Source organism: Thioclava sp. (genome assembly GCF_048263065.1).
Classification (GTDB): Bacteria; Pseudomonadota; Alphaproteobacteria; order Rhodobacterales; family Rhodobacteraceae; genus Thioclava.
Genome location: NZ_JBLXEM010000010.1, coordinates 68,758 through 91,467, shown reverse-complemented (window position 1 = coordinate 91,467; position 22,710 = coordinate 68,758). Strand labels below are relative to the sequence as shown.

At 56.0% G+C, this 22,710-nt stretch carries 22 protein-coding genes; 21 read left to right on the top strand and 1 reads right to left on the bottom strand.

What is annotated here, in order from left to right; all coding sequences use genetic code 11:
- Nucleotides 1–242 precede the first annotated feature (242 nt).
- From ACN0SD_RS13880 to ACN0SD_RS13780, 21 genes are all read left to right on the top strand, one after another.
- On the top strand, nucleotides 243–635 hold the full coding sequence (locus ACN0SD_RS13880) for a MarR family EPS-associated transcriptional regulator (protein WP_417808830.1): 393 nt from the start codon (nucleotides 243–245) through the stop codon (nucleotides 633–635).
- A complete protein-coding gene (locus ACN0SD_RS13875; RefSeq protein ID WP_417808829.1) occupies nucleotides 632–1,585 on the top strand; it encodes a polysaccharide deacetylase family protein in 954 nt (317 codons plus the stop codon). The genes ACN0SD_RS13880 and ACN0SD_RS13875 overlap by 4 nt, the downstream gene beginning before the upstream one ends.
- Nucleotides 1,582–2,574 (top strand): GNAT family N-acetyltransferase, encoded by a 993-nt coding sequence (locus tag ACN0SD_RS13870; RefSeq protein WP_417808828.1) that lies wholly within the window; start codon nucleotides 1,582–1,584, stop codon nucleotides 2,572–2,574. The genes ACN0SD_RS13875 and ACN0SD_RS13870 overlap by 4 nt, the downstream gene beginning before the upstream one ends.
- A 12-nt stretch (nucleotides 2,575–2,586) precedes the next feature.
- Entirely contained in the window at nucleotides 2,587–3,612 is a 1,026-nt protein-coding gene (locus ACN0SD_RS13865) for a GDP-mannose 4,6-dehydratase (RefSeq protein WP_417808827.1), read from the top strand.
- A 16-nt stretch (nucleotides 3,613–3,628) separates the two neighbouring features.
- Entirely contained in the window at nucleotides 3,629–4,900 is a 1,272-nt protein-coding gene (tviB, locus tag ACN0SD_RS13860; protein WP_417808826.1) for a Vi polysaccharide biosynthesis UDP-N-acetylglucosamine C-6 dehydrogenase TviB, read from the top strand.
- Nucleotides 4,897–5,451 (top strand): GNAT family N-acetyltransferase, encoded by a 555-nt coding sequence (locus tag ACN0SD_RS13855; RefSeq protein ID WP_417808824.1) that lies wholly within the window; start codon nucleotides 4,897–4,899, stop codon nucleotides 5,449–5,451. The genes tviB and ACN0SD_RS13855 overlap by 4 nt, the downstream gene beginning before the upstream one ends.
- Nucleotides 5,448–5,885 carry a sugar 3,4-ketoisomerase gene (locus tag ACN0SD_RS13850; RefSeq protein WP_417808823.1) on the top strand — a complete coding sequence of 146 codons (438 nt, stop codon included), beginning with the start codon at nucleotides 5,448–5,450 and terminating at the stop codon, nucleotides 5,883–5,885. The genes ACN0SD_RS13855 and ACN0SD_RS13850 overlap by 4 nt, the downstream gene beginning before the upstream one ends.
- On the top strand, nucleotides 5,882–6,982 hold the full coding sequence (locus ACN0SD_RS13845; RefSeq protein WP_417808822.1) for a DegT/DnrJ/EryC1/StrS family aminotransferase: 1,101 nt from the start codon (nucleotides 5,882–5,884) through the stop codon (nucleotides 6,980–6,982). The genes ACN0SD_RS13850 and ACN0SD_RS13845 overlap by 4 nt, the downstream gene beginning before the upstream one ends.
- Nucleotides 6,979–8,490 (top strand): O-antigen translocase, encoded by a 1,512-nt coding sequence (locus tag ACN0SD_RS13840; protein ID WP_417808821.1) that lies wholly within the window; start codon nucleotides 6,979–6,981, stop codon nucleotides 8,488–8,490. Before ACN0SD_RS13845 ends, ACN0SD_RS13840 begins: the two co-directional genes overlap by 4 nt.
- Complete coding sequence (locus ACN0SD_RS13835) at nucleotides 8,469–9,527, top strand: glycosyltransferase family 2 protein (protein ID WP_417808820.1); 1,059 nt, start codon at nucleotides 8,469–8,471, stop codon at nucleotides 9,525–9,527. Before ACN0SD_RS13840 ends, ACN0SD_RS13835 begins: the two co-directional genes overlap by 22 nt.
- The gene (locus tag ACN0SD_RS13830) at nucleotides 9,527–10,192 is read left to right on the top strand and encodes an acyltransferase (protein WP_417808819.1); all 666 of its coding nucleotides are present in this window, start codon (nucleotides 9,527–9,529) and stop codon (nucleotides 10,190–10,192) included. Before ACN0SD_RS13835 ends, ACN0SD_RS13830 begins: the two co-directional genes overlap by 1 nt.
- Nucleotides 10,179–11,030, top strand: a complete 852-nt coding sequence (locus tag ACN0SD_RS13825; RefSeq protein ID WP_417808818.1) for an ATP-grasp fold amidoligase family protein — start codon at nucleotides 10,179–10,181, stop codon at nucleotides 11,028–11,030. The genes ACN0SD_RS13830 and ACN0SD_RS13825 overlap by 14 nt, the downstream gene beginning before the upstream one ends.
- Nucleotides 11,030–12,238, top strand: coding sequence for a glycosyltransferase (locus ACN0SD_RS13820; protein WP_417808817.1), 1,209 nt, complete (start codon nucleotides 11,030–11,032; stop codon nucleotides 12,236–12,238). Before ACN0SD_RS13825 ends, ACN0SD_RS13820 begins: the two co-directional genes overlap by 1 nt.
- 92 nt (nucleotides 12,239–12,330) lie before the next feature.
- Nucleotides 12,331–13,362, top strand: a complete 1,032-nt coding sequence (locus tag ACN0SD_RS13815) for a glycosyltransferase family 4 protein (protein WP_417808816.1) — start codon at nucleotides 12,331–12,333, stop codon at nucleotides 13,360–13,362.
- Nucleotides 13,359–14,396 (top strand): EpsG family protein, encoded by a 1,038-nt coding sequence (locus ACN0SD_RS13810; protein ID WP_417808815.1) that lies wholly within the window; start codon nucleotides 13,359–13,361, stop codon nucleotides 14,394–14,396. The genes ACN0SD_RS13815 and ACN0SD_RS13810 overlap by 4 nt, the downstream gene beginning before the upstream one ends.
- A 166-nt stretch (nucleotides 14,397–14,562) precedes the next feature.
- Nucleotides 14,563–15,600 carry a dTDP-glucose 4,6-dehydratase gene (rfbB, locus tag ACN0SD_RS13805; protein WP_417808814.1) on the top strand — a complete coding sequence of 346 codons (1,038 nt, stop codon included), beginning with the start codon at nucleotides 14,563–14,565 and terminating at the stop codon, nucleotides 15,598–15,600.
- Between the two features lie 40 nt (nucleotides 15,601–15,640).
- Nucleotides 15,641–16,525, top strand: a complete 885-nt coding sequence (gene rfbA / locus ACN0SD_RS13800) for a glucose-1-phosphate thymidylyltransferase RfbA (RefSeq protein WP_417808813.1) — start codon at nucleotides 15,641–15,643, stop codon at nucleotides 16,523–16,525.
- Between the two features lie 43 nt (nucleotides 16,526–16,568).
- Nucleotides 16,569–18,560 (top strand): asparagine synthase (glutamine-hydrolyzing), encoded by a 1,992-nt coding sequence (gene asnB, locus ACN0SD_RS13795; RefSeq protein WP_417808812.1) that lies wholly within the window; start codon nucleotides 16,569–16,571, stop codon nucleotides 18,558–18,560.
- Between the two features lie 121 nt (nucleotides 18,561–18,681).
- Nucleotides 18,682–20,805 (top strand): YjbH domain-containing protein, encoded by a 2,124-nt coding sequence (locus ACN0SD_RS13790; protein WP_417808811.1) that lies wholly within the window; start codon nucleotides 18,682–18,684, stop codon nucleotides 20,803–20,805.
- The gene (locus ACN0SD_RS13785) at nucleotides 20,802–21,431 is read left to right on the top strand and encodes a YjbF family lipoprotein (RefSeq protein WP_417808810.1); all 630 of its coding nucleotides are present in this window, start codon (nucleotides 20,802–20,804) and stop codon (nucleotides 21,429–21,431) included. Before ACN0SD_RS13790 ends, ACN0SD_RS13785 begins: the two co-directional genes overlap by 4 nt.
- Before the next feature lie 105 nt (nucleotides 21,432–21,536).
- Nucleotides 21,537–21,908, top strand: coding sequence for a hypothetical protein (locus ACN0SD_RS13780; RefSeq protein WP_417808809.1), 372 nt, complete (start codon nucleotides 21,537–21,539; stop codon nucleotides 21,906–21,908).
- A 74-nt stretch (nucleotides 21,909–21,982) separates the two neighbouring features.
- Here ACN0SD_RS13780 and ACN0SD_RS13775 read toward each other — a convergent pair whose 3' ends face one another.
- Entirely contained in the window at nucleotides 21,983–22,459 is a 477-nt protein-coding gene (locus ACN0SD_RS13775; RefSeq protein ID WP_417808808.1) for a hypothetical protein, read from the bottom strand.
- Nucleotides 22,460–22,710: the final 251 nt, after the last annotated feature.

Sequence of the window (22,710 nt, the reverse complement as noted above, 5' to 3'; positions counted from 1 at the left end):
GAGCGGGAATTTCAAGGGCTAATTAGGTGATGGGTTTGAAATTTTCGTGACGTCTGATCTCAATGCATTCATAGGTTGCAAATGCTGCAATGGTGCGAGCTTGGTCTTTTCGCACGCGCAGCGCCATGCTAACGCTCAAATTTGAACACCCATGCTGAGTCGTTCCTACATTGCTATCCGAACCGACTCGAGGCCGCCTGAAGCGAGCGCTCGTGCGGTAGCCGTGGTTTCCCTTTGATCTGATGTCTACAACGCGCGACAAGCTACGCGAAGACGTGCATTTCCGGGTTCTGCGCCTCTTGCAGGACAACCCGGAAATGAGCCAGCGCGAGTTGGCCCGAGCAGTTGGTATCAGCACAGGCAGTGCCCATTACCTGCTTGGCGCTCTAGTGGAGAAGGGCCTGATCAAGCTCGGCAATTTCTCGGCCAATCCCGACAAACGCCGCTACGCCTATATTTTGACGCGCAAAGGCCTGGCCGAAAAGGCCGCGATCACGCGCCGTTTCCTGTCGCGCAAGATCGAGGAGTTCGAGGCGCTCAAAGCCGAGATCGAAGACCTGCGCGGGGATCTGAATGAGACAAACGACGCCCCTTCGTCGGCTAGATCGAAGACGGCAAGCGACGTCACGAGATGAGTGGTCGCTTCATCATTTCGCTCGACTTTGAGTTGCTCTGGGGCGTTCGGGATCATTCTGATCGCGAGGGTTACGGTAAGAACATACTCGGTGCTCGCGAGGCAATTCCTAGAATGCTCGACCTTTTCGCTGAAAACGAGATTCACGCGACATGGGCCACTGTTGGTTTTGCGATGTGCGCAGATCGTGATGAGCTGATGGCAAGTCTGCCTTCACCGGATGAGCAGCCACGTTATCGCAATCCACGTTTGTCAAATTACAGCTATCTTGATGAGGTCGGACCGGACGAAAGCCGGGATCCATTTTATTTTGGCGCATCGCTAGTTGAGCGGATAGCCCAAACCCCCGGTCAGGAAATAGGCACTCACACTTTATCGCACTATTACTGTCTTGAAGATGGCCATCAAACTAGGACCTTTGAGGCCGATTTGCGTGCGGCATGTTCCCTTGCCAAGACCCGAAACATTGAGATTAAATCGATCGTGTTCCCTCGCAATCAATATGCGCCGGAACATCTCGAAATATGCAGGCGGCACGGGGTTACATCATTTAGAGGGAATCCAACAAATTGGGCCTATCGTCCTGCTAAGGGTTCAGAGCAGACGCAGATACGCCGCGCGTTGCGGTTGGCAGATGCCTACACTGGGCTTTTGGGCGCTCACGCTGCCCGCGCGGAATCAGGCACATGCACCAATCTTCCCGCGAGCCGCTTCTTACGGCCTGCCAGCGGCAGGCTGGCACTATTTCATCCGTTGCACATTGGAAATATCAAGCGCGGTATGACCGTTGCGGCGAAAACAGGTGCGGACTATCACCTCTGGTGGCACCCACATAATTTCGGTAGGGATCTCGAAACTAATCTTGCGGGACTAGGCAGGCTGTTTGGCCACCTCACTAAGATTGGTGAAAAATATGGGATGCATTCGCGAACAATGGCGGATTGCGTGTGAGCGACCTTCGTGTCAGCATCGAAGGCGTTTCGCCCTCAATTCGCTCTGCCTATGAAGAAGCTGCACTCGGCCGCGCACTCTACGGAGAAGCGGCAATTGATTGGACTTTTTTAGGGAACAAGACACCGTTTTCGGTTGCAAGACAAGATGGCGAAGTTGTTGGTTTTTCCGCATACATTCGCTCCCAGATGAAGTTCGGCGAGAAGGTGGGCGCTGGCTATCAAGCGGTGGACTCATTCGTTTCCGAACGCGTCAGAGGCCGGGGAATATTCACGGCACTGGCGCGAGCCTATGATCAGCATGTTAGAGAAGTGAACGGCGATTTCATATGGGGGTTCCCAAACGATAACGCCGCTCCAGTTTGGTTCAATAAACTTGACTGGCAGAAACAAGGTCAAGTTCCATTTCTGATTAAACCTCTTCGGGCTGGCTATTTTCTTCGCCGCTTTCGGTTGCCTGGCGACTTTTCTATCGACCGAAACCAAGATCAAAATCTGGCCGAGATTGATCAATTCGGGGATTGGGCGGATGCGATATGGGAGCGCGTTTCGCGGCAAGTGATCTGCGCGACTATTCGCGACAAAAAATATTTGACACACCGACTTCTAAAGGCACCTAACCGATCAGACTATCGTATCGTGGCTGACACGGATTCAGCAGTAGGAGCATTTGCTGTGACTCGCGAGGCCGTGAAACACGGCGGGCGCATCGCTTATTTGATGGAAGCGTTAGGCGGCCAAACTTTACGCGATCTCTTGAATTCGGAAATGGGACGGCTTCGGACGAGAGGGGTCGAATTGGTGCTTGCTTGGGCATATCCGTGGTCTCCGAATTACAAAACTCTAAGGAAGTGCGGCTTCTTTCCGCTCCCACAAAAGCTTCGTCCGATCAATATCTGGTTCGGGACGCGCGCGTGCTCCTCGGCTGCGATAAGTGCAAACGACAAACAAAACTGGCACCTAAGCTATCTCGATAGCGACACCGTATGAGGGCTGATACTGATGCATGAGAAACCGAGAAAAGTCCTAATCACTGGAACCGCCGGTTTCATAGGCTTCCACCTCGCCAAGTTGCTGTTGGCCGAGGGCTTCCGCGTTCACGGCTATGACGGGATGACGGATTACTACGATGTCACGCTGAAGCAGCGACGGCATGCGACGCTGCTTCAGAACCCGAATTTTTCTGCGACCGAAGGGATGCTTGAAGACTCCGAGCTGCTAGACCGGATCGCGGATGACTTTGTCCCCGACGTGATCGTTCATCTGGCAGCCCAAGCCGGTGTGCGCTACAGCCTCGAGAACCCGCGCGCCTATATCGACGCGAACATCGTGGGCACGTTCAACGTCATGGAGGTGGCGCGCCGGCTTGAGGTTCAGCACCTGCTGATGGCCTCGACCTCCTCGGTCTACGGTGCGAACGAGGACATGCCCTTCACCGAGACCGAAAAAGCCGATACGCAACTTACGATCTACGCGGCAACCAAAAAAGCCACCGAGTCGATGGGTCACAGCTACGCCCATCTGTGGAACCTTCCCACGACGATGTTCCGCTTCTTCACCGTCTACGGAACCTGGGGGCGGCCCGATCTCGCGCTTTACAAGTTCGTGGATGCCATCCTCGATGGCCGCCCGATCGACATCTACAACCACGGCGATATGTATCGCGACTTCACCTATGTCGATGATCTCGTTCGCGGTATCCGCCTGCTGATTGACGCGGTGCCCGTGCGCCCCGCCACGCGCGAAGACATCCCCGAATGGGACAGCCTGTCGCCCGCCGCGCCGTTCCGGGTGGTTAATATCGGCAATTCCGACAAAGTGCGTCTGCTAGATTTCATCGACGCGATCGAAGAGACGCTCGGGCAAAAGGCGACCCGCAATTACATGGAGATGCAAAAAGGCGACGTTCCCGCGACTTGGGCCGATGCCACGCTTTTGCAGAACCTGACGGGCTATCGACCGCAGACAGATTTCAGGGACGGAATAGCACGCTTTGTCGAGTGGTTTCGCGAGTATTACGGGAAATGATCGGGATTTCATGCAAATGACAAGTAAAGCTACCCTCGCCATCATCGGTCTTGGCTATGTCGGCCTTCCGCTTGCCGTGGAATTTGGCAAACATAGTCGAGTGATCGGCTTTGACGTTAAGTCTGACCGTATCGCAGAGCTGTGCGGCGGAACCGATCATACGCGTGAAGTCTCGACCGAAGAACTGGGTGAGGCTACGCAGCTCGAATTTACCGACGACGCTACGAAACTGGCTGAGGCCAGCATTTTTATTGTCACCGTTCCCACCCCGATCGACGCCTACAAGCGCCCGGATCTGACGCCGCTGATCAAAGCCTCGCAAACCGTAGGCAAAGCGCTCAAGCGCGGGGATATCGTGATCTATGAGAGCACGGTTTATCCCGGCGCGACAGAGGAGGACTGCGTTCCGGTGCTCGAACGCGTGTCCGGGCTGAAGTTCAACGAAGATTTTTTCTGCGGCTACAGCCCGGAACGGATCAACCCCGGCGACAAGGAGCATCGCCTCACCACGATCACCAAGGTCACAGCAGGCTCGACCCCAGAGACCGCCGAGACTGTTGATGCGCTCTATGCCTCTATCGTAACCGCCGGCACATTTAAGGCCGAGAGCATTCGAGTAGCCGAGGCGGCAAAGGTGATCGAGAACACCCAGCGCGACCTCAACATTGCGCTGGTCAACGAACTCGCCAAGATCTTCAACAAGATGGGGATCGACACCGAGGCGGTGTTGCGGGCCGCTGGCACGAAATGGAACTTCCTGCCCTTCCGGCCAGGCCTCGTGGGAGGGCATTGCATCGGCGTTGACCCCTATTATCTGACCCACAAGGCCGAGGCGCTCGGCTATCATCCAGAGGTGATCTTGGCCGGACGGCGGATCAATGACGGGATGGGCGCTTATGTAGCGGGGCGGATGGTCAAGGCGATGCTCAAGCGCGAGATCCCTGTTCAGGGTGCCCGCGTGCTGGTGCTAGGCCTGACGTTCAAGGAGAACTGCCCAGATCTGCGCAACACGCGTGTGGTTGACGTGGTGAGAGAGCTTGCCGATTACGGGATGAAGGTCGATGTGCATGACCCTTGGGTCGATGCAGAAGAGGCGCAGGCGGAATATGGGATTGCCCCAGTGGCGATGCCGGAGTCGGGTGCCTATGACGGGGTGGTTCTGGCGGTCGCGCATAAAGAGTTCCGAGATATGGCTGACGGAACCTTGAGAGATTTCGGCAAAGCCAAGCACGTGCTGTTCGATCTGAAAAGTATACTGCCCGTCGATGCCAGCGAGGTGCGGCTGTGAACCATCTTCGAGCGCCCTTCGAGGTAGAAGGACCGCGACTGCGATTGCGGTTGGTCTCCCCCGAGGACGCTACCTACATCCACGGCTTGCGCATCGACCCCGCTTACAACACGCATCTCTCATCGGTCACTGGAAGCGCTGAAGATCAGCGTCGCTGGATCGAGGCTTACAAGGCGCGAGAGGCTGCGGGTGACGAATATTACTATGTGATTGAGCGGCGCGATAACGGTCAGCGCTGTGGGGTCGTGCGACTCTATGACATCAAGGTCGACCAGTTCACTTGGGGTAGTTGGATCCTCGATGCAAACAAGCCGCCCAAGGCAGCGTTGGAGAGCGCCTTTCTATTGTATGAGATCGGCTTCGGCGATCTTGGCCTTAATAGGGCTGTCTTCGACGTGCGCTCCGACAATGAGCATACGCAGGCCTTTCATCGTAGGCTCGGAGCAACTGAAACCGGCAGCGACGACGTAAACCTTTATTTCGTCTACCCACGGGCGCGCCACGAAGCTGACCGTGAACGCCACATTGCTGTTCTGGAGGGAAAAGAATGACTGACAACCGAGAGTTCAAACCTCGCGGCTCTGTCCGCATGATTGACCTGCCACAGGTCCACGATCCGCGCGGAGACTTGACCTTCATCGAAGGTGGCAACCACCTGCCATTCAACATTGCGCGCGTCTACTATCTTTATAATGTCCCGGTCGATTCCGAGCGGGGAGGGCATGCACACAGGGATTTGGAACAAGTGGTCTTTGCCCTCTCGGGCAGTTTTCGCATGAAAATTGACGATGGCGAGACCAAGTCTGAGTATTGGCTGCGCGATCCGCGCAAGGGCCTCTATATCAGTCGAATGATCTGGCGAGAGATGGATAGCTTCAGTCAAGGGGCCGTCTGCATGGTCTTGGCGTCGCACCGCTACGACGAGGCGGACTACTACCGCGAGTATGATGAATTCCGTGCCGCTGTCCGTGGGGAACGCCAATGATCATCCCCTTCCTCGATCTCGGTGCGGCCTATCGTGAATTGAAGACCGAGATCGACGCCGCAGTCATGCGGGTGCTCGAGAGCGGCTGGTATATTCTCGGGCCAGAAGTTGAGGCTTTCGAGGCCGAATGGGCAGCGTATTGCGAGGCGGATCACGCCATTGGGCTTGGTAACGGCCTCGACGCTTTGATCCTCGCTCTGCGCGCGCTGGAGGTAGGGCCGGGCGACGAGGTGATCGTTCCCTCGAATACCTATATTGCCACGTGGCTTGCGGTCAGCGCGGTCGGCGCGATACCGGTCCCGGTGGAACCTGATCCTGCGACCCACAACATCGATCCTGCGAGGATCGCGGTCGCGATTACCGATCGCACGAAGGTGCTGTTGCCCGTCCATCTTTATGGCCAACCGGCAGACCTTGATCCGATCCTTGACCTCGCGCACTCAAAGGGCATCGCCGTTGTCGAAGACGCGGCCCAAGCACATGGGGCGCGCTACAAGGGGCGCCGGATTGGTGCGCATGGCGATGTGGTGTGCTGGAGCTTCTATCCCGGCAAGAATCTCGGTGCCCTTGGGGATGGCGGTGCTGTTACGACCAACCGTGCAGATATTGCTGACCGCATTCGGGTCCTGCGTAACTACGGAAGCCGGGAGAAATACGTCAACGAGGTCAAGGGCGTAAACTCGCGCCTCGATCCGATCCAGGCGGCTGTGCTGCGGGCGAAGCTGCCTTATCTTGACGCTTGGACAGATCGACGCCGACAGATTGCCGCTGCATATTCCGATGGCTTGAAAAGTAGTAGCCTGATTCTGCCTTATGTGCCCGACTGGGCCGAACCTGCTTGGCATCTCTACGTCGTGCGTTCGCCAGAGCGTGATAAGGTTCAGGCGCGTTTGAAAGAAGCAGGCGTGGGAACACTTATCCACTATCCGATCCCGCCGCACTTGCAGGAGGCTTATGCCGAGCTGAATACTGCTCCAGAAGCTCTCCCTCTTGCGAAACAACTCGCTGGCGAAGTGCTGAGCCTACCGATCGGGCCGCAAATGGGGCTGGAGGCAGCGGCTGTGACCATTCAGAAAGTATCTGGCTTACGCGCATGAGCGCATCAAACTCTTATCGCACGATCCTGCGCTCCTCGTCGATCATCGGCGGCGCGCAGGTCGTCAATATTCTGGTCGGTCTGATCAGAATGAAGATCGTGGCGGTTCTCATCGGACCGTCGGGCGTTGGCCTAATTGGGCTTTACGCCAATCTTATGCAAACAGCGACCACGGTTGCGGGTCTCGGTATCGGGAATGTGGGCACTCGGCATATTGCGAAGGCACACTCCGAGGACGGAGTGGCTGAAGTCGGGCGCACGCGGCGCATTCTGTTTTGGGGCGCGCTGGTTTTGGCCACTTTGGGCGCACTGGTATTCTGGCTGTTCAGCGGGGTAATCGCTGGGGGCGTTCTCGGCGATCCTAGCAAGTCAAGTTATGTCGCCTGGCTCGCGATCGGGGTAGCGCTCAATGTCGGGGCGATTTCTCAAGGTGCTCTGCTGACCGGCATGCGTAGAATTGGCGATCTCGCGCGGATCAACGTCTTAGCAGGTCTCCTCGGCACGGTTGCCAATCTTGCTATCTTATGGGTTTGGGGGATGCAGGGCCTGATTGCGGTCGTGCTTGTAACGCCGGCCGTTACCTTCCTGCTTGGCCATGTGTTCGTTTCCCGGCTAGGGCCGCCAGAGGGCCGCCGCCCAACCCTTCGTGAAATGACAAGCGAATGGGGCGATATGGCGCGCCTTGGCTTTGCGTTCATGCTTAGCGGCGTGGTTGCGACCCTAGGAGGACTTGCGGTGCGCTCCCTGGTGCAGCGCGAGCTAGGGCCTGATGCTCTGGGCCAATTTCAAGCAGCTTGGGTAATCGGGATGACCTATCTCGGCTTCGTGCTTGGCGCGATGGGCACAGATTACTTTCCGCGCCTGACGGCCGTGATCAATGATCCAAAGGCTGCAACACGGATGGTGAACGAGCAGACAGAGGTTGCTTTGTTGCTCACCGCGCCAATCTTGTTAACGATGCTTGGGTTCGTGCCTTGGGTTATCAGCCTGCTCTACACGAGCGACTTTGCCCCTGCGGTCGAGGTTCTGCGATGGCAGTTGCTGGGTGATATTCTGAAGGTAATGAGTTGGCCGATGGGGTTCGTCATTGTCGCAGCGGGGGCGGGAAAGACCTTTGTTGCAACAGAGACAACCGGAATGTCGGCTCTCGTGCTCGGCACGTTCGTCGGTTTGCCGATTGTTGGTGTCACCGCGACCGGCATCGCATTCCTCGCGATGTATATAATTTACCTACCGCTCGTTTACTGGCAGGCGTCCCGCATTATCCGTTTTCGCATGAGCAAGACGGTGCGCAAGCAAGCGATCTTGTTGATCCTTGCCGCAGTCATCGTGGATATGGCGGGCAGATGGAGCGCGCCTGTTGGCGCTTTGCTTGGATCTACGAGCGCAATCGCAATGGGTTTATGGGCGCTGATGCGTCTTTCGACGATGACCGAGGCAGGTGGCCGCTTGGGGCGGCTTGCGGCCATGGGAGAAAGGATCAATGGATGGATAACGCGCAAACCATGAACGAACCCGTTCCTATAGCCGAACGTCCGCTCGTGACCTTCGCGCTATTCGCCTATAACCAAGAGAAATATATCCGCGAGGCGGTGGAGGGCGCGTTTTCACAGACCTATGAGCCGCTTGAGATCATCTTGTCTGATGATTGTTCGACTGACCGGACCTTTGAGGTCATGCAGGAGATGGCAGCGGCGTATGAGGGGCCGCACAAGGTTATTGTGCGGCAAAACAGCTTTAATCTTGGCACCGCACTACATGTGCAGTTGGCGTTCAACGAGTCGTCGGGCGTTCTATTCGTGGTTGCGGCCGGCGACGATGTTTCGGTTCCCGAGCGCGTGATGGTGTTGGTCACAGTATGGGATACTGCGGGGCGTCCTGAAGGAGCCCTTCATTCTGGGCGAATAACCTTTCGCGAAGGTGAAATCGCGGCCCATGTTCCGGCGAAGCGCAATCGACACTCTGATCGCCTGTTGAAGGGGTATGCGGAGGCCTGTTGGCTGCCCGCTGCCGCTCCCACCTGCGCATACACGCGCGGAGTGTTCGAGCGATTTGGCCCCCTTCTAGGCGGTTCTATCATCGAGGATGTGCCGTTACAGCTACGCGCTGCCTTGATTGGCAGCTTCTTGTCGTGCGACCAACCCTTGGTCCGCCAACGTCAGCACGACAACAATACTGGCACTGGATACGGCATTAACTCGCCGGCGCGTTGGAATCGCTTTCTCCAAAGTAAGATAATTGCTTTTCGCACGATGCAAAGCGATCTCGCACGCTCGGACGGCGAGATCGACGAGGGGTTGCGCAGCCGGATCGAGTTTCGGATCTTGGCAGTCCTGCATTCCGCCTCCGGTCTTATCCTGCCCGAGAATCGGTCCCTTAATCGCCTTGAGCGGGTCCGGCTAGTGCTCAGAATGCTTTCCGCACCGGCGGTCGCTAGCCGATTTCGCGTGCGCGCGGAGTATGTGCTCGACTTTTTAGGTTTTGAGTTTCATCAGCGTTTGAAAATTCGACTGCGGATGCTGATAAGCAACTCTTGGAGGCCGTGATGTCGACGATTAGGGCCATGCTGAAAAAAGCCTATAAAATAGCCCTGCGCCTCGCTTGGTATCTTGGCGGCCAGAAAGAGCATCGCACGTCGCGCTTCACGGTGCCCCCTGGCGGTTTCATCAGCGACGAGGCGGTGCTGGTGTTCCCCGACAATATTGCGCTGGGTGAAAATGTCATGCTGCTTTCCGGCGTCCGGCTGATTTGCGCTGGAATGCCGCCATATGTCGAAGCCGCAGGCCGGATTGAGATCGGCGCTGGCTCGCTGGTGCGCGAAGGCGCAATCCTACAAAGTTATGGTGGAGACATAGTGATCGGCGCCAAATCGGCGATCAACCCGTATTGCATTCTACAGGGGAATGGCGGCATTTCTATTGGAAATAGCACGTTAATTGCAGCAGGCGTTAAGATATTCTCTGCTAATCACATTTACTCGAACGAAAGCAGCCTGATACAGACACAGGGTGAAACCTGTAAGGGGATCAGGATTGGGAACGATGTCTGGATCGGGGGCGGGTGCATTATTTTAGACGGCGTCACAATCGGCGATGGTGCAGTAATTGCTGCGGGTGCGGTTGTCACCCACGATGTGCCCGCAAAAGCTGTAATGGCGGGCGTGCCCGCAAAATTTATTAAATATAGGGGAGTGGCCAATGGGTTACAATAGAAAGGGGTTCTGGGGCCAAGTGTCCCGTGTGCTTCCAAAAACAGAATTTGGTGATTTGGTCTATTCATGGACAAAGTTCATCCGGGTTCATCGGCGGTTCCCGTCTAGGACACGGATGCTTTTCAATGACCAACTGTATAATTCGAAGATTGCCCCCGAAATATTGAACCCGTTGCGGACATACAGCACTGACAAAGAATTTTTTAAGAGGATGGTCGCAGCCGAGGTCGGCTCTCAGCATGTCGTGCCCACTCTTGCTGTCCTTCAAACAGAAGCCGAGATTGATGACTTTGATTTTCCGGCCAGTTTTTGTGCTAAACCCACTCATATGTCTGGAGAAGTTGCCATTGTGAGAGGCGGCTTGCCTGACAAGACGCAGATGAAGAAATGGCTAAAGATGAATCATTATTTAATTTCTCGGGAAGCAAACTACAAATATCTTTCCGCAAAAATAATTGTTGAACCGTTGATTTTTGATCAAGAAGATATATCCGACTACAGAATATTTTGCTTCATGGGAAAGCCAAAGCTAATTTGCCTAGATATCGGAAAATATACTAATTATACACGTGCTTTCTTCTCCACCGATTGGATCAAGCAAAGCTTTTCTCTTGGTTATCCACTACATGAGGGCGAAGTCCAAAAGCCAGACTGTCTCGATGAAATGCTCGAAGTTGCGGCTATTCTTTCGCGAGACTTGAATTTTGTTCGGGTGGATTTTTATACCAATGGGAAGCAGTTCTATCTCGGCGAGCTAACGCACGCCCACGCATCAGCATCCCAGAGGTTTATACCCCTATCCGCTGAAATGCGGGCCTCCGAGATGGTTTTTGGCTAGTGAAAAACGCCCCCACCCTCTATCTGACTAGAAACGGCCTCCTCGAACCCCTCGGGCAAAGCCAAGTCTTCTCTTACTTACGCGGATTGTCGCGAGATTACCGAGTTACCCTCATTACCTACGAGAAGGACACGGATTGGGCAGATAAGGCGTTTGTCGAAAAAATGAAGCGCGAATGCGAGAGTCTCGGCATTCGCTGGCTACCGCAGCGCTTCCGGCCGCATCCTAAAGTGATCGCCCCGGCTTTGAGCATGATCCGGATGGCCTGGCTCACCCATCGTGAGGTGAAGGCCCAAAACGTGCAATTGATCCATGCGCGTTCATATATTCCGGCTGCTGTCGCGATGCTCGTTGGTCGCTGGAATGGGGTGCCGTTCATATTTGATATGCGAGCCCTTTGGCCTGAGGAGCTGATCACCGCAGGACGATTGAGGCGCGGATCGTTGCTGCATCGGGCAATCGTTGAAACCGAGCGGGCTTGCCTGCGATCAGCGGCCGGTGTCGTATCGCTGACCAATGCAGCCGTCGAATATCTTCAACGGATCTATCCGGTTGAACTCGAAGGGCAGAGAATATCCGTGATTCCGACTTGCGCCGATCTCGAAAAGTTCACTCTTTCGGAAGGGAAGAATGAGCAAATTGAAATCGGTTGCCTCGGCACTGTGCTTAGTGGTTGGTTTAAGCTGGATTGGCTTGTTAATTTTCTGGCAGTGGTCGCCGAGAGGGCGCCAGAGGCGAAGATGATGCTGACAACGCGAGATGATCCGGAGAAAGTTCGTGCCGCTTTCAAAGACGAGCAAGGTATCATCGATCGTTTGGACGTTGCGTCGCGCGCGTCAGGCCAGGTTCCCGCTGTCTTGCAGCATCAGACCGCTTCGGTGATGTTCTATGCAGGAGGGGAAGTGTCCGAGCTCGGTCGCTCGCCCACGCGCATGGCCGAAATTCTAGGATGCGGGATCCCGGTCGTTGCCAATGACGGAGTCGGAGATGTCGCAGGAATCATACGTAAATACCGTGTCGGAGTGCTTGTAGAAGGGGCATCGAAGGAGCAAATGGCTGCCGCTTGGGATGAACTCGTTGCTTTGCTGGCGGAACCGGGTCTAGCTGATCGTTGTCGGCAGGCAGCGGAGGAAGTTTTTTCTTTAAGCGCGGGAACCGAAGCCTATCGAGCGCTCTATTCCGATATTCTTGACGCGCCACGGCCTTGATGTCCTTTCATACAGAACCCACCTATCGTCCGATACGGGTGCTCGCGCTTTCGCGCTACGGTCGCCTTGGTGCCTCTAGCCGCTTGCGGATCATGCAGTATGAGCCGTATTTAAGTGCTGTGGGTGTCGATCTAACGATTTTGCCCTTTTTCGATGATGACTATCTAAGAAATATCTACGCGGGCGTCGGCAAAGGTGGCGGACCTGCTCGCGCATTTGTGCAGCGTTATAAAGCGGTTAGACAGTTTCGTGATACTGACGTTATTTGGCTCGAAAAAGAAGCGTTTCCGTGGCTTCCGTGGATGATCGAGCACGTGCTTCTGCCATCCGACGTTCCTATTGTCAGCGACTACGATGATGCGATTTTCCACAATTATGACCTGCATCGTCTCGGTCTCGTTCGTCGTTTCTTGGGGCGTAAAATTGACAAGGTTATGGCGGGATCATCACTTGTGACTGCTGGGAACGCGTATCTTGCTCAGCGGGCGAGAGATGCCGGGGCAGCCAAAGTAGAGATTATTCCCACTGTGGTTGATGCTGATGTTTATACTCTGCGGGAAAAATATGTTGATGTTGCAGATCGCGTTCAAATCGGATGGATCGGCACGCCGAGCACCTGGGCCGCCTATATGGAGCCGATGATGCCCATGTTGCAGAGCGTGGCGGTGAAGACAGGCGCGCGCTTGCGTGTCGTTGGTGCTGGCGCGGCGGCGTCTCCCAATTCCATTCTTGATAACGTCGCTTGGTCTGAAGGGGCGGAAGTCTCTGAAATCCAAAAAATGGATATCGGCCTGATGCCACTCACAGATACTCCTTGGGCGCGGGGCAAGTGTGGCTATAAGCTTATACAATACATGGCTTGCGGTTTGCCGGTCATTGCATCCCCGGTCGGAGTGAACTCCGAAATCGTCGAGCATGGTGTAAACGGATTTCTTGCTACGAGCGAAGCAGAGTGGCGCGAGGCGCTGATTACACTTCTGGCAGATCCTGATTTGCGCGCACGTATGGGCGCTAAGGGGCGCCGAAAGGTTGAAGAACAATATTCGCTTCAGGTGTGGGGGCCGCGCGTCGCGGCACTTTTGACCGAAGTCGCGCAACGTGGCAAACTGGGGACGGTCTGTTGATCGTCTATTACGGCATCTACGCAACCTTGCTTATTCTGGGCCAAGCGGCACGACGCGGTGGCATCTATTGGTTCGTGCTGATTGCTCTCTTTGTTGTTGCCGGATTCCGTTATGAAGTAGGCTGCGACTGGTCTGGTTATCTGGCGAACTGGAACCTGATGCACGGACAGACGCTCGAGGACGCGGTGGATATGAGTGAACCCGCGCATTGGACGGTGATTGCAATTCTGCAAGGCTTAGGTCTGAGCTATACTTATCTGCTTGTAATTGCGTCTGCCGTGTTCTTCTTCGGCCTGCACATGCTCGCTCGCCGCCAGCCCAATCCGCTGGCGATGCTGGTGCTCTCCTTCCCAGTGCTGGTGATCAACATGCCAATGTCGGGCATCCGTCAGGCGGAGGCCATCGGTGTCATTTGCCTCGCACTGGTCGCATTCCTTGATCGCAAATTGATCCTTTTTCTGGCGTTTGTCGGGCTCGCCTCGCTGTTTCACCGCAGCGCGATGATCTTTCTGTTGCTCGCACCGCTTTTGCCGATGAAGTTACGACGGCGCAACGTGATCTTCGCGATTATGCTTGCGCTTCCCGGACTCTATTTCATGATGCAATCTTCTGCCGCTGATGAGGCAGCAAGCCGCTACATAGATACCGGGGTCGACGCGGCAGGTTCCGCCTTTAGACTACTTATCTTGTCGCTCACCGGAGTGGTTTTCTTCTGGAAAATCGCGCCACTCTGGCGGGTGCAATACCCCAAAGACTACAAGCTCGTCAGTATTGGAGCAGGGCTGATGGTCGCGGCGATCGCATTATTCTTCGTCTCTTCGGTAATCGGGGATCGCTTCGGTTATTACCTCATCCCGATCCAGTTGATGATATTTGCACGTATTCCTTATTTGCGAGGACTGCGCCAACGCAAGCTTTGGTCGAGCGCGCCCTATGTCGCACTGACCGTTGTATTTCTAGTCTGGACACAACTCTCTTGGCATTTCGCGCAATGCTATATTCCTTACCAAATTGGCATCTATTCGGATAGCTGAGAAGATTTCGCGAGTCTCACCAAATGAATATCGAAGAAAACAGCCTTCATGCCGTGCTTATTTCGCGTCCTTCTTGTTTTGCTGATCATCAGATTTTTTGCTCTAAGAGTTATTCGGCGAAGCAGTTTTCCGTTGTGAACTCCCCCTTTGAAAGTGAGGGTGTTGTATGAAAATCCTGATCACCGGCGGCGCTGGTTTCATCGGCTCGGCAGTGGTCCGGCTGGCCGTCTCGCGTGGACATGAAGTAATCAATCTTGATGCTATGACCTACGCTGCGTGCCTTGCGAATGTGGCCCCCGTGGCGGATAGCCCACTTTACAGCTTCGAACAGGCCGATATTCGAGATCCTAGTGCTCTCGCAGAAATATTTGCGCGCTATCAACCCGATGCGGTGATGCATCTTGCGGCCGAAAGCCATGTGGATCGCTCGATAGACGGACCTCGCACTTTCATCGAGACTAATGTGATGGGCACCTTCAATATGCTTGAAGCCGCTCGAGACCATTGGAATGTTCAGGGCCGACCCGAGACGTTTCGCTTCCATCATATTTCGACAGATGAAGTCTATGGCACGCTTGGTGCAACGGGACAGTTCACAGAAGATACGCCCTACAAACCGAACAGTCCTTATTCGGCCTCAAAAGCAGGTTCCGACCACCTCGTGCGAGCATGGCACGAGACATACGGGCTGCCGATCGTGTTGACCAACTGCTCGAACAATTACGGTCCTTATCACTTCCCTGAAAAACTGATTCCGGTGATCATTCTCAACGCGCTGGAAGGCAAGCCACTACCAGTCTACGGCGATGGGCTAAATGTGCGTGATTGGCTCTATGTCGAAGATCACGCCGATGCGCTCTTGCTGGTTCTGGAAAAGGGGACGATTGGGCGCAGTTACAATATCGGTGGTGAAAATGAGCGGTCGAACCTCGAACTCGTTCGCACGATCTGCGATATCCTTGATCGACTACGACCTGGCGCCGCACCTTACGCCGACCTAATCTCCTTCGTCAAAGATCGCCCCGGCCACGACGCACGTTACGCGATAGATCCGACCCGCATTCGCGAAGAATTGGGCTGGCGACCGAGCGTGACGGTTGAAGAAGGTCTCGAGCGCACGGTGTGTTGGTATCTTGAGAACGAAGATTGGTGGCGACCTATGCTTGGGCGCCACGGCGTCGGGGAGAGGCTGGGGAAGGCATGAGAAAGAACGCGATCGAGAGAAAATTTGCGAAAGGTTTGGCATGACAAGTCGTAAAGGCATCATCTTGGCTGGAGGCTCCGGCACGCGCCTTTATCCCGTGACAATGGGGCTGTCGAAACAACTTCTCCCCGTCTATGACAAGCCGATGATCTATTATCCGCTGAGCGTGTTGATGCTCGCGGGCATTCGCGAGATCGCGGTGATTACGACGCCGGATGATCAAGAACAATTCCAACGACTTCTCGGTGATGGCAGTCAGTGGGGGCTCAAATTCACCTGGATCAAGCAGCCGTCACCCGAGGGGCTCGCGCAGGCCTATATTCTCGCGGAAGAGTTCCTTGCCGGGGCCCCTTCAGCCATGGTGCTCGGGGACAACGTATTTTTCGGACACGGTCTTCCGGAATTGCTGGCAGAGGCCGATGCGCAGACATGCGGTGGTTCGGTCTTTGGTTACCGCGTGAGCGATCCGGAACGCTATGGAGTTGTGGATTTTGATAAAGAGGGCCGGGCGCGCTCTATCGTTGAAAAACCGGAAACACCTGCCTCCAATTATGCGGTGACGGGGCTCTATTTTCTCGACGGACAGGCTCCGGAGCGTGCGCAGGCGGTCATTCCCTCAGCACGTGGAGAACTTGAGATCACGGATCTGCTTGGTCAATACCTCGAGGAGGGCTCGCTGACTGTCAGCCGTATGGGGCGCGGCTATGCCTGGCTCGATACTGGCACGCACGCGAGTCTACTGGATGCAGGAAACTTCGTTCGAACATTGCAGGCCCGTCAAGGACTTCAAGTCGGTTCACCCGATGAGGTTGCGTTCCAGATGGGCTGGATATCTATCGATCAACTCTGCGCGCGCGCTAAGGCGTTCGAGAAAAATGGCTATGGGGCCTATCTGAATGAAGTTGCGCGGACGGTGGCTGGGTGATGAAGCGATTAATTCTGGCTCTCCACATTAAAGGTCATTGGTCATGTGCGGCATAGCAGGTTTGCTCGGTCCTTCTGGTGCCGGTGCCTTCACATCATTAAAGGTAATGACTGATGCGATCGCGCATCGCGGGCCGGATGCGGAGGGGCATTGGTTTGATGGTGAGCAAGCGATCGGCCTTGGTCATCGACGCCTCTCGATTCTCGATCTTAGCGAGGCTGGTGCGCAACCGATGCAGTCGGTTTGTGGGCGTTTCGTGATCGTCTTCAACGGTGAAATCTATAATCATTTACGGTTGCGCCGGGTGCTTGAAGCTGCCGCTTCGGGCACGAAATGGCGCGGGCATTCAGACACGGAGACGCTACTTGCAGGGATTAGGCACTGGGGCCTGAACGAGACGCTTCGGCGCGCAAAGGGCATGTTCGCACTGGCTCTCTGGGATCGTGAAACGAACAGCCTTTCCCTTGCTCGGGACCGGATGGGCGAAAAGCCTCTTTATTTTGCAAGGATTGTAGACGGATGGGGGTTTGCCTCCGAATTGAAGGCGATGATCGAAGCGCCGGGGATGGTGGCGCGCCTTAGCCGTCCCGCGATACGAGCCTATCTCGAATACGGCTATGTGCCCGAGGATCACTGTATTTACGACGCGATCGAAAAAGTCGCGCCGGGTTACGTTGTTACTTTGAGGCGGGATGTCGTAGATGTCGCACGAAGTGCCTATGAAAGCTTCCCCGACTTAGTGGAGACAGGGCTTGCACGAAGAGAGCAGTTTGAAGGGCAATCCGAGGCTGTTCTACTCAATGGGCTTAACGCAAGTCTTGAGGAGGTGGTTGAGGAGCAGTGCCTTAGCGATGTTCCGCTTGGCGCTTTCCTTTCGGGTGGTGTCGATAGCTCGCTGATCACGAGCCTGATGCAGGCTCAGAGTGACACGCAAGTGCGCAGCTTCTCGATCGGTTTTGATGAGGCACGTTTCAACGAGGCCCCTTATGCGGCAGCAGTCGCACGGCACCTGGGGACCGACCACACCGAGTTTATATTGTCGCAAAAGGATGCGCTCGATCTGGTTCCGAGCCTGCCGCAGATCTATGACGAGCCGTTCGCAGATAGCTCCCAGATCCCTACCGTATTACTGTGCAGCCATGCGCGTCAGGCCGTGACTGTCGCGCTGTCTGGGGATGGGGGTGATGAGGTGTTTGGCGGCTACAACCGTCATGTCACCGGTCCCGGTTTGTGGAAGCGCGCAAAGCGGATTCCGCGCCTTGGTCGAAAAATCGGCGCGGGGCTAACAAGCGCTATCGGTCCGCTTCTGATCTCCGAGACAAACCCGGCGCGCAGTGTTGCGAAGCGACTTGGGCTGCCCATTACGACGGTTGACAAGCTGGCTCGGTTGGCACCCGGTTTGGCCGAGGCCACGGATTTCGAAAGCTTTTATCGCACTTTTTCGACGACTTTTGCCCACCCTGAAGATGTATTGATGTCAAATGGTGCAGATACGGCCAACAAACTCCTTGCCGAAGCGTTCGAGGCGCGGCTGTCCCCAGCCGAGCGAATGATGGCTTGGGACAGCGTCAGCTACCTGCCTGGTGACATTCTCGTAAAGGTTGACCGAGCTGCTATGAATGCCTCTCTTGAAACGCGCGCACCATTTCTAGATGCGCGGATCGTTGAAGCCGCTTGGGCGCTCCCGCCGGAGATGAAAATCCGTGACGGAAAGGGGAAGGTCGCACTAAGGTGTCTGCTTGATCGGCATGTGCCCCACGAGTTGATCGACCGGCCCAAGCAGGGCTTCTCAATTCCACTCGATCAATGGTTGCGCGCCGAGCTTCGGGCCTGGGCCGGACAACTGTTTGAGCGCGAGGATTTGTTTGAACTTGCCGGTCTTTGTCCAGTGCCTGTCCGAAGGTTGTGGGAGATGCACCTCAAGAGCCGCGCAAATAATGGCCAAAAGCTCTGGACAATTTTGATGCTGCTGGACTGGCTAGACCGTCACCAGTTGCGGCTTTCGGAAACGCGTATCCAAGAGAGCGCAACATGATAGGGGTCGAGGGCATGACAGCAACGGATACGACCTTTTTGCGCAAAAGTGGATTGGGTTACTCGGAGATTGCTGTAGAAACGCCGCAAGGTCTTTTAACGTGATCGAGAGTTTGACGCGCATGCTTTTCAACCGATCCAGCACCATTGCAGTTCTCGCGGCAGGAGGGGTGTCGCTGGCAGGGGCTACGCAAGCTCAGGAAGCAAATTCGGCTTGGGGTTATAGTAGTTTCGGCGTGCCTGGTCTGATCGACATGCCGACTGCGGGCAGTCGACCGGATGCAGAGTTGAACTTCAATGCGTTCCATTTCAAGAACCAGACGCGAATTGCTGCAACGTTCCAGCTTACGGACCGGCTTTCAGCGACCTTCCGCTACGCAATACTGCACAATATCGTGCCGTCTCCGGGAGCGGCGATCGATCCTGATCGCTACGACCGCAGTTTTTCATTCCAGTATCGCTTTCTCGATGAGGCCGGCTTGCGTCCGTCTATGGCGTTCGGAATTAACGATCTAGGTGGGTCAGGGATTTACTCGGGCGAATATATCGTTGGTTCGAAGTTCATCAATGACAAGCTGCGCGCGACCGTTGGGATAGGCTGGGGGCGGCTTGGGTCATTCGGTAGCTTTTCGAACCCGCTCGGAAAGATTTCAGACAGCTTTAAAACGCGGCCGCGCAGCACCAATGGTCTCGGTGGCACGTTCGAAGCCAATCAATGGTTCCACGGTCCAGCTGCATTCTTCGGCGGCCTTGAGTATCGCCTGAACGATCGCTGGCGCTTCATCGCGGAGTATTCTTCGGACGATTACACGCGCGAGGATGGCTATGCGTTTGATCGCAAGTCGCCTTTCAACTTCGCCGCCGCCTATCAACTCAACCCGCGCACCACGATCACTGGCAGCTTCCTTTATGGCTCCGAGGTCGGGTTGCAGGTGAGCTATGCGCTCAACCCCAAAACCAACCGCCATCCGAGTGGGCTTGAGGGCGCACCGCCGCCGGTCGTTCCGCGCCCGCTGGGCGGGGCAGGGGCCGCCAAATCCTGGGAAGGCACACCGGGGCTGTTGAGCGCGCAGCTTACCCCGGCGCTCGCCGATCAGGGTCTCTTACTGGAAGGGGTGCATCTGTCTGGCAAGGTGCTGGCCGTGCAAATCCGCAATACGCGCTATGGTGCATCTTCCGAGGCGCTGGGGCGCGCGGCGCGCGTGATGAGCGTCAAGGCGCCGCCTCAGGTCACCACCTTCAAGATTACCCTGTCACGCAACGCCATGCCGATCTCGACCACGACGATCCCGCGCGACGATCTGGCAAAATATGAATTCGCCCCGGTCGGGGGGGAGCAGATCCGCGCCGCCTCGACGATCACCGACGCGCCCCAACGCCTGCCATCGCGCGCAGGCTTCTTCCCACGCTTCAACTACGGGATCGGCCCCTATGTGCAGCCCGGTCTGTTCGACCCGGATGCGCCGCTGCGTGCCGATCTGGGCGTCATGCTGAGCGCAAGTTTCGAGCCTGCGCCCGGCTTGGTTTTCTCGACCCGGATTAATCAGCGGGTGATCGGCAATCTCAATCAGGCACACCGCCCCTCAGATTCAAAACTGCCGCATGTGCGCTCGGATAGCGACCTGTATTACAAGACTGGCAAGCCGATGCTCGCGCGGTTGACTGGCGCATATTACTTCCGCCCCGGACGCAACCTTTATGGCCGGGTTACGGCAGGCTATCTTGAACCAATGTATGCAGGCGTCTCAGGAGAGCTGCTCTGGGCACCGCAGGACAGCAAGCTGTCTTTCGGGGTGGAGATCAATCGAGTGCGCCAGCGTGGGTTCGACCAGCTCTTCGACATGCGCGATTACGAGGTCACCACCGGCCATCTTTCTGCCTACTATCAGCTCAACCCCGACTTCTATTTCCAGCTTGATGTCGGGCGCTACCTTGCAGGCGATACCGGTGCGACGTTGAGTTTCGCGCGCACTTTCGACAACGGTTGGAAGGTTGGCGTCTTCGCAACCAAAACCAATGTTTCGGCTGCGGAATTCGGTGAGGGTTCCTTTGACAAGGGGATCTCGCTTCAGATCCCGTTGGGTTGGATCACCGGTAAGCCGGATCAGCGCAATGTCTCGACAGTGCTGCGCCCGGTGCAACGCGATGGCGGGGCGATGGTTGGCGTGAACGGGCGCCTCTACGGCATGGTGCGTGGCGAACAAGCTGCCACACTTGACGGCAATTGGGAGCGGTTTTGGCGATGAAATCCGTAATGCTATTCGCGCTGGCTGCGGCGCTGTCGGGCTGTGCTGCCCTGCAAGGGATGATCCAGAGCGATGGCACCAAAACAGTTGCGCCGCACAGCGTCGCTACGCCTGCCTCAAACCCTTCGGGCAAGCCGCTGTTCTCTGCGACACCGATCGTCACCCAGCCTGTGCTTGAGGTGACTATTCTCGATCGCGGGGCTCAGGCTCGGTTGAATAAGGTCGGACAGAACGGCACGGTCACGACTTGGGCCTCGAAAGACGGGATCTCGGTCTCGCTAGATCACGGAGTGCTGGTGGCAACGCGTGGTTTGGGCGATGACTTGATGGCGGCGGGCGCGCAGGCGACGCTGGACGCTCTGTCAGGAAAACCCGGAGAATATCGCCGCATATACCGGTTCCTCGATGCACAGAACCACGCAGATTACGAGTTGATGGGCTGCACGATGCAAACGCGCGGTCCCGAAACGGTGGCAGACCGCCCCTTGAACCGCTATGAGGAAACATGCCGGACTTTCACCGACAGCCACACCAATATCTACTGGACTGATCCGGTTGGACGAATTGTTGCCTCACGGCAATGGGTTTCACCGCTTGTGGGATCGCTGACAGCCTCGGAATCCTGACAGTGCGCAATTGACCCGGCATCCCGATTCGTCGTAACTTACGGGTGAGTTTTCCAATCCTTTGCGGCGTTTAACCGCGCTCGTCGACTCTCACTGGAGGTTTTCATGACCAAACTGCTTTCCGCAAGTTTCATCGCCATGGGTATCGCGATCGCGCTTCCCGCCGCCGCTCAGCAATCTGGGCTTGAGGCACCGGCCAATCTCAAACAAGACCAGCTGATGAGCTGGGCTGCGCAATCTGGTGTTTGCGGCACACAGCCCTTGGTTGATGCGCAATACCAGGGTAACAGTCAGGTCAAAATCACCTGCGGTGAGGCGACCGGTTTCGTGCCGATCGCGGCTGCTGCTGGAATCCTCGGTGGAGGCGGTGTGGGTGTCGGCGCAGCATTGGGCGGTCTGGCACTTGTTGGGCTTGCCGCAGGCGGCGGTGGCGGTGATGGCACCAACAGCACCAATACGACCAACAACACCAACTAACTCGCACAGACTTCAATACGAAAGCCCCGCCTCGCGCGGGGCTTTCGTTATTTCGGTGCCCGTGTTCCTGGACGTTAACAGGGGCTGTAGCCCATCCCGATCAACTGGTGCCCGCTGAGCTGATAATAGCTGCTGGTCCGATAGCGCGCGGTATTCATAAACCAGCTGCGCAACGGTTCGCGGTAGTGGCGCGCCATCAGATTCGAGAATGCCTCGAAACGATCGACCGGTAGCGGGTGGCCATACCAGCTTGGTCCGTGGAACCCGAAAACCGCATCGGGGGCTACGCAGGCATTGGGCAGTTTCAAATACAGTGTGCAAGCTGAGAGGCATTGGCCACGTAGCTCCACCCGCTGTCCGGTCTGTGCCAACACCCGAATTTCTTCGGCGCGCTGGCCCAGCAACCCGCCGCGATCATTCATCACCACTTTCACGGGTTGCGCCTGTGCCATTCTGGGTCCGAGCACGCTCATCATCATCAAACTTACCATGCCGGTCGTGCGGCAGGCAAAGCTCAACCGTTCCCGCAAACGGGTTACTTTCAAGATCATGAAGCCATCCCAGATTTTTACAGATGCCCGGGCCGGTCTGGCTCAGGTTCCACTACGGAAAAATCTAGGAAAGAGGTCTTAATATTGGGTTCACACAGGCGGGGCGGTCACGGATTACTCTGAGGTATTCGAGTCAATAGAACACGCGCCTTCATAATCTCTCCCCATTTTTATCCCATTTTCGTCGCGAAACGCTTGTTAAAGAATTGGTAACCCCTGCATGACAAAGTGCGGGGGATTAAGGAGACGAG

Coding starts and splice junctions, on each gene's coding strand:
- asnB (WP_417808812.1), top strand. CDS start 16,569: ATGTGCGGCATAGCAGGTTTGCTCGGTCCTTCTGGTGCCGGTGCCTTC.
- ACN0SD_RS13790 (WP_417808811.1), top strand. CDS start 18,682: ATGCTTTTCAACCGATCCAGCACCATTGCAGTTCTCGCGGCAGGAGGG.
- rfbB (WP_417808814.1), top strand. CDS start 14,563: ATGAAAATCCTGATCACCGGCGGCGCTGGTTTCATCGGCTCGGCAGTG.
- ACN0SD_RS13785 (WP_417808810.1), top strand. CDS start 20,802: ATGAAATCCGTAATGCTATTCGCGCTGGCTGCGGCGCTGTCGGGCTGT.
- ACN0SD_RS13835 (WP_417808820.1), top strand. CDS start 8,469: ATGGATAACGCGCAAACCATGAACGAACCCGTTCCTATAGCCGAACGT.
- ACN0SD_RS13845 (WP_417808822.1), top strand. CDS start 5,882: ATGATCATCCCCTTCCTCGATCTCGGTGCGGCCTATCGTGAATTGAAG.
- ACN0SD_RS13775 (WP_417808808.1), bottom strand. CDS start 22,459: ATGATCTTGAAAGTAACCCGTTTGCGGGAACGGTTGAGCTTTGCCTGC.
- ACN0SD_RS13865 (WP_417808827.1), top strand. CDS start 2,587: ATGCATGAGAAACCGAGAAAAGTCCTAATCACTGGAACCGCCGGTTTC.
- ACN0SD_RS13875 (WP_417808829.1), top strand. CDS start 632: ATGAGTGGTCGCTTCATCATTTCGCTCGACTTTGAGTTGCTCTGGGGC.
- tviB (WP_417808826.1), top strand. CDS start 3,629: ATGACAAGTAAAGCTACCCTCGCCATCATCGGTCTTGGCTATGTCGGC.
- ACN0SD_RS13815 (WP_417808816.1), top strand. CDS start 12,331: ATGCAGTATGAGCCGTATTTAAGTGCTGTGGGTGTCGATCTAACGATT.
- ACN0SD_RS13840 (WP_417808821.1), top strand. CDS start 6,979: ATGAGCGCATCAAACTCTTATCGCACGATCCTGCGCTCCTCGTCGATC.
- rfbA (WP_417808813.1), top strand. CDS start 15,641: ATGACAAGTCGTAAAGGCATCATCTTGGCTGGAGGCTCCGGCACGCGC.
- ACN0SD_RS13825 (WP_417808818.1), top strand. CDS start 10,179: ATGGGTTACAATAGAAAGGGGTTCTGGGGCCAAGTGTCCCGTGTGCTT.
- ACN0SD_RS13830 (WP_417808819.1), top strand. CDS start 9,527: ATGTCGACGATTAGGGCCATGCTGAAAAAAGCCTATAAAATAGCCCTG.
- ACN0SD_RS13850 (WP_417808823.1), top strand. CDS start 5,448: ATGACTGACAACCGAGAGTTCAAACCTCGCGGCTCTGTCCGCATGATT.
- ACN0SD_RS13780 (WP_417808809.1), top strand. CDS start 21,537: ATGACCAAACTGCTTTCCGCAAGTTTCATCGCCATGGGTATCGCGATC.
- ACN0SD_RS13880 (WP_417808830.1), top strand. CDS start 243: ATGTCTACAACGCGCGACAAGCTACGCGAAGACGTGCATTTCCGGGTT.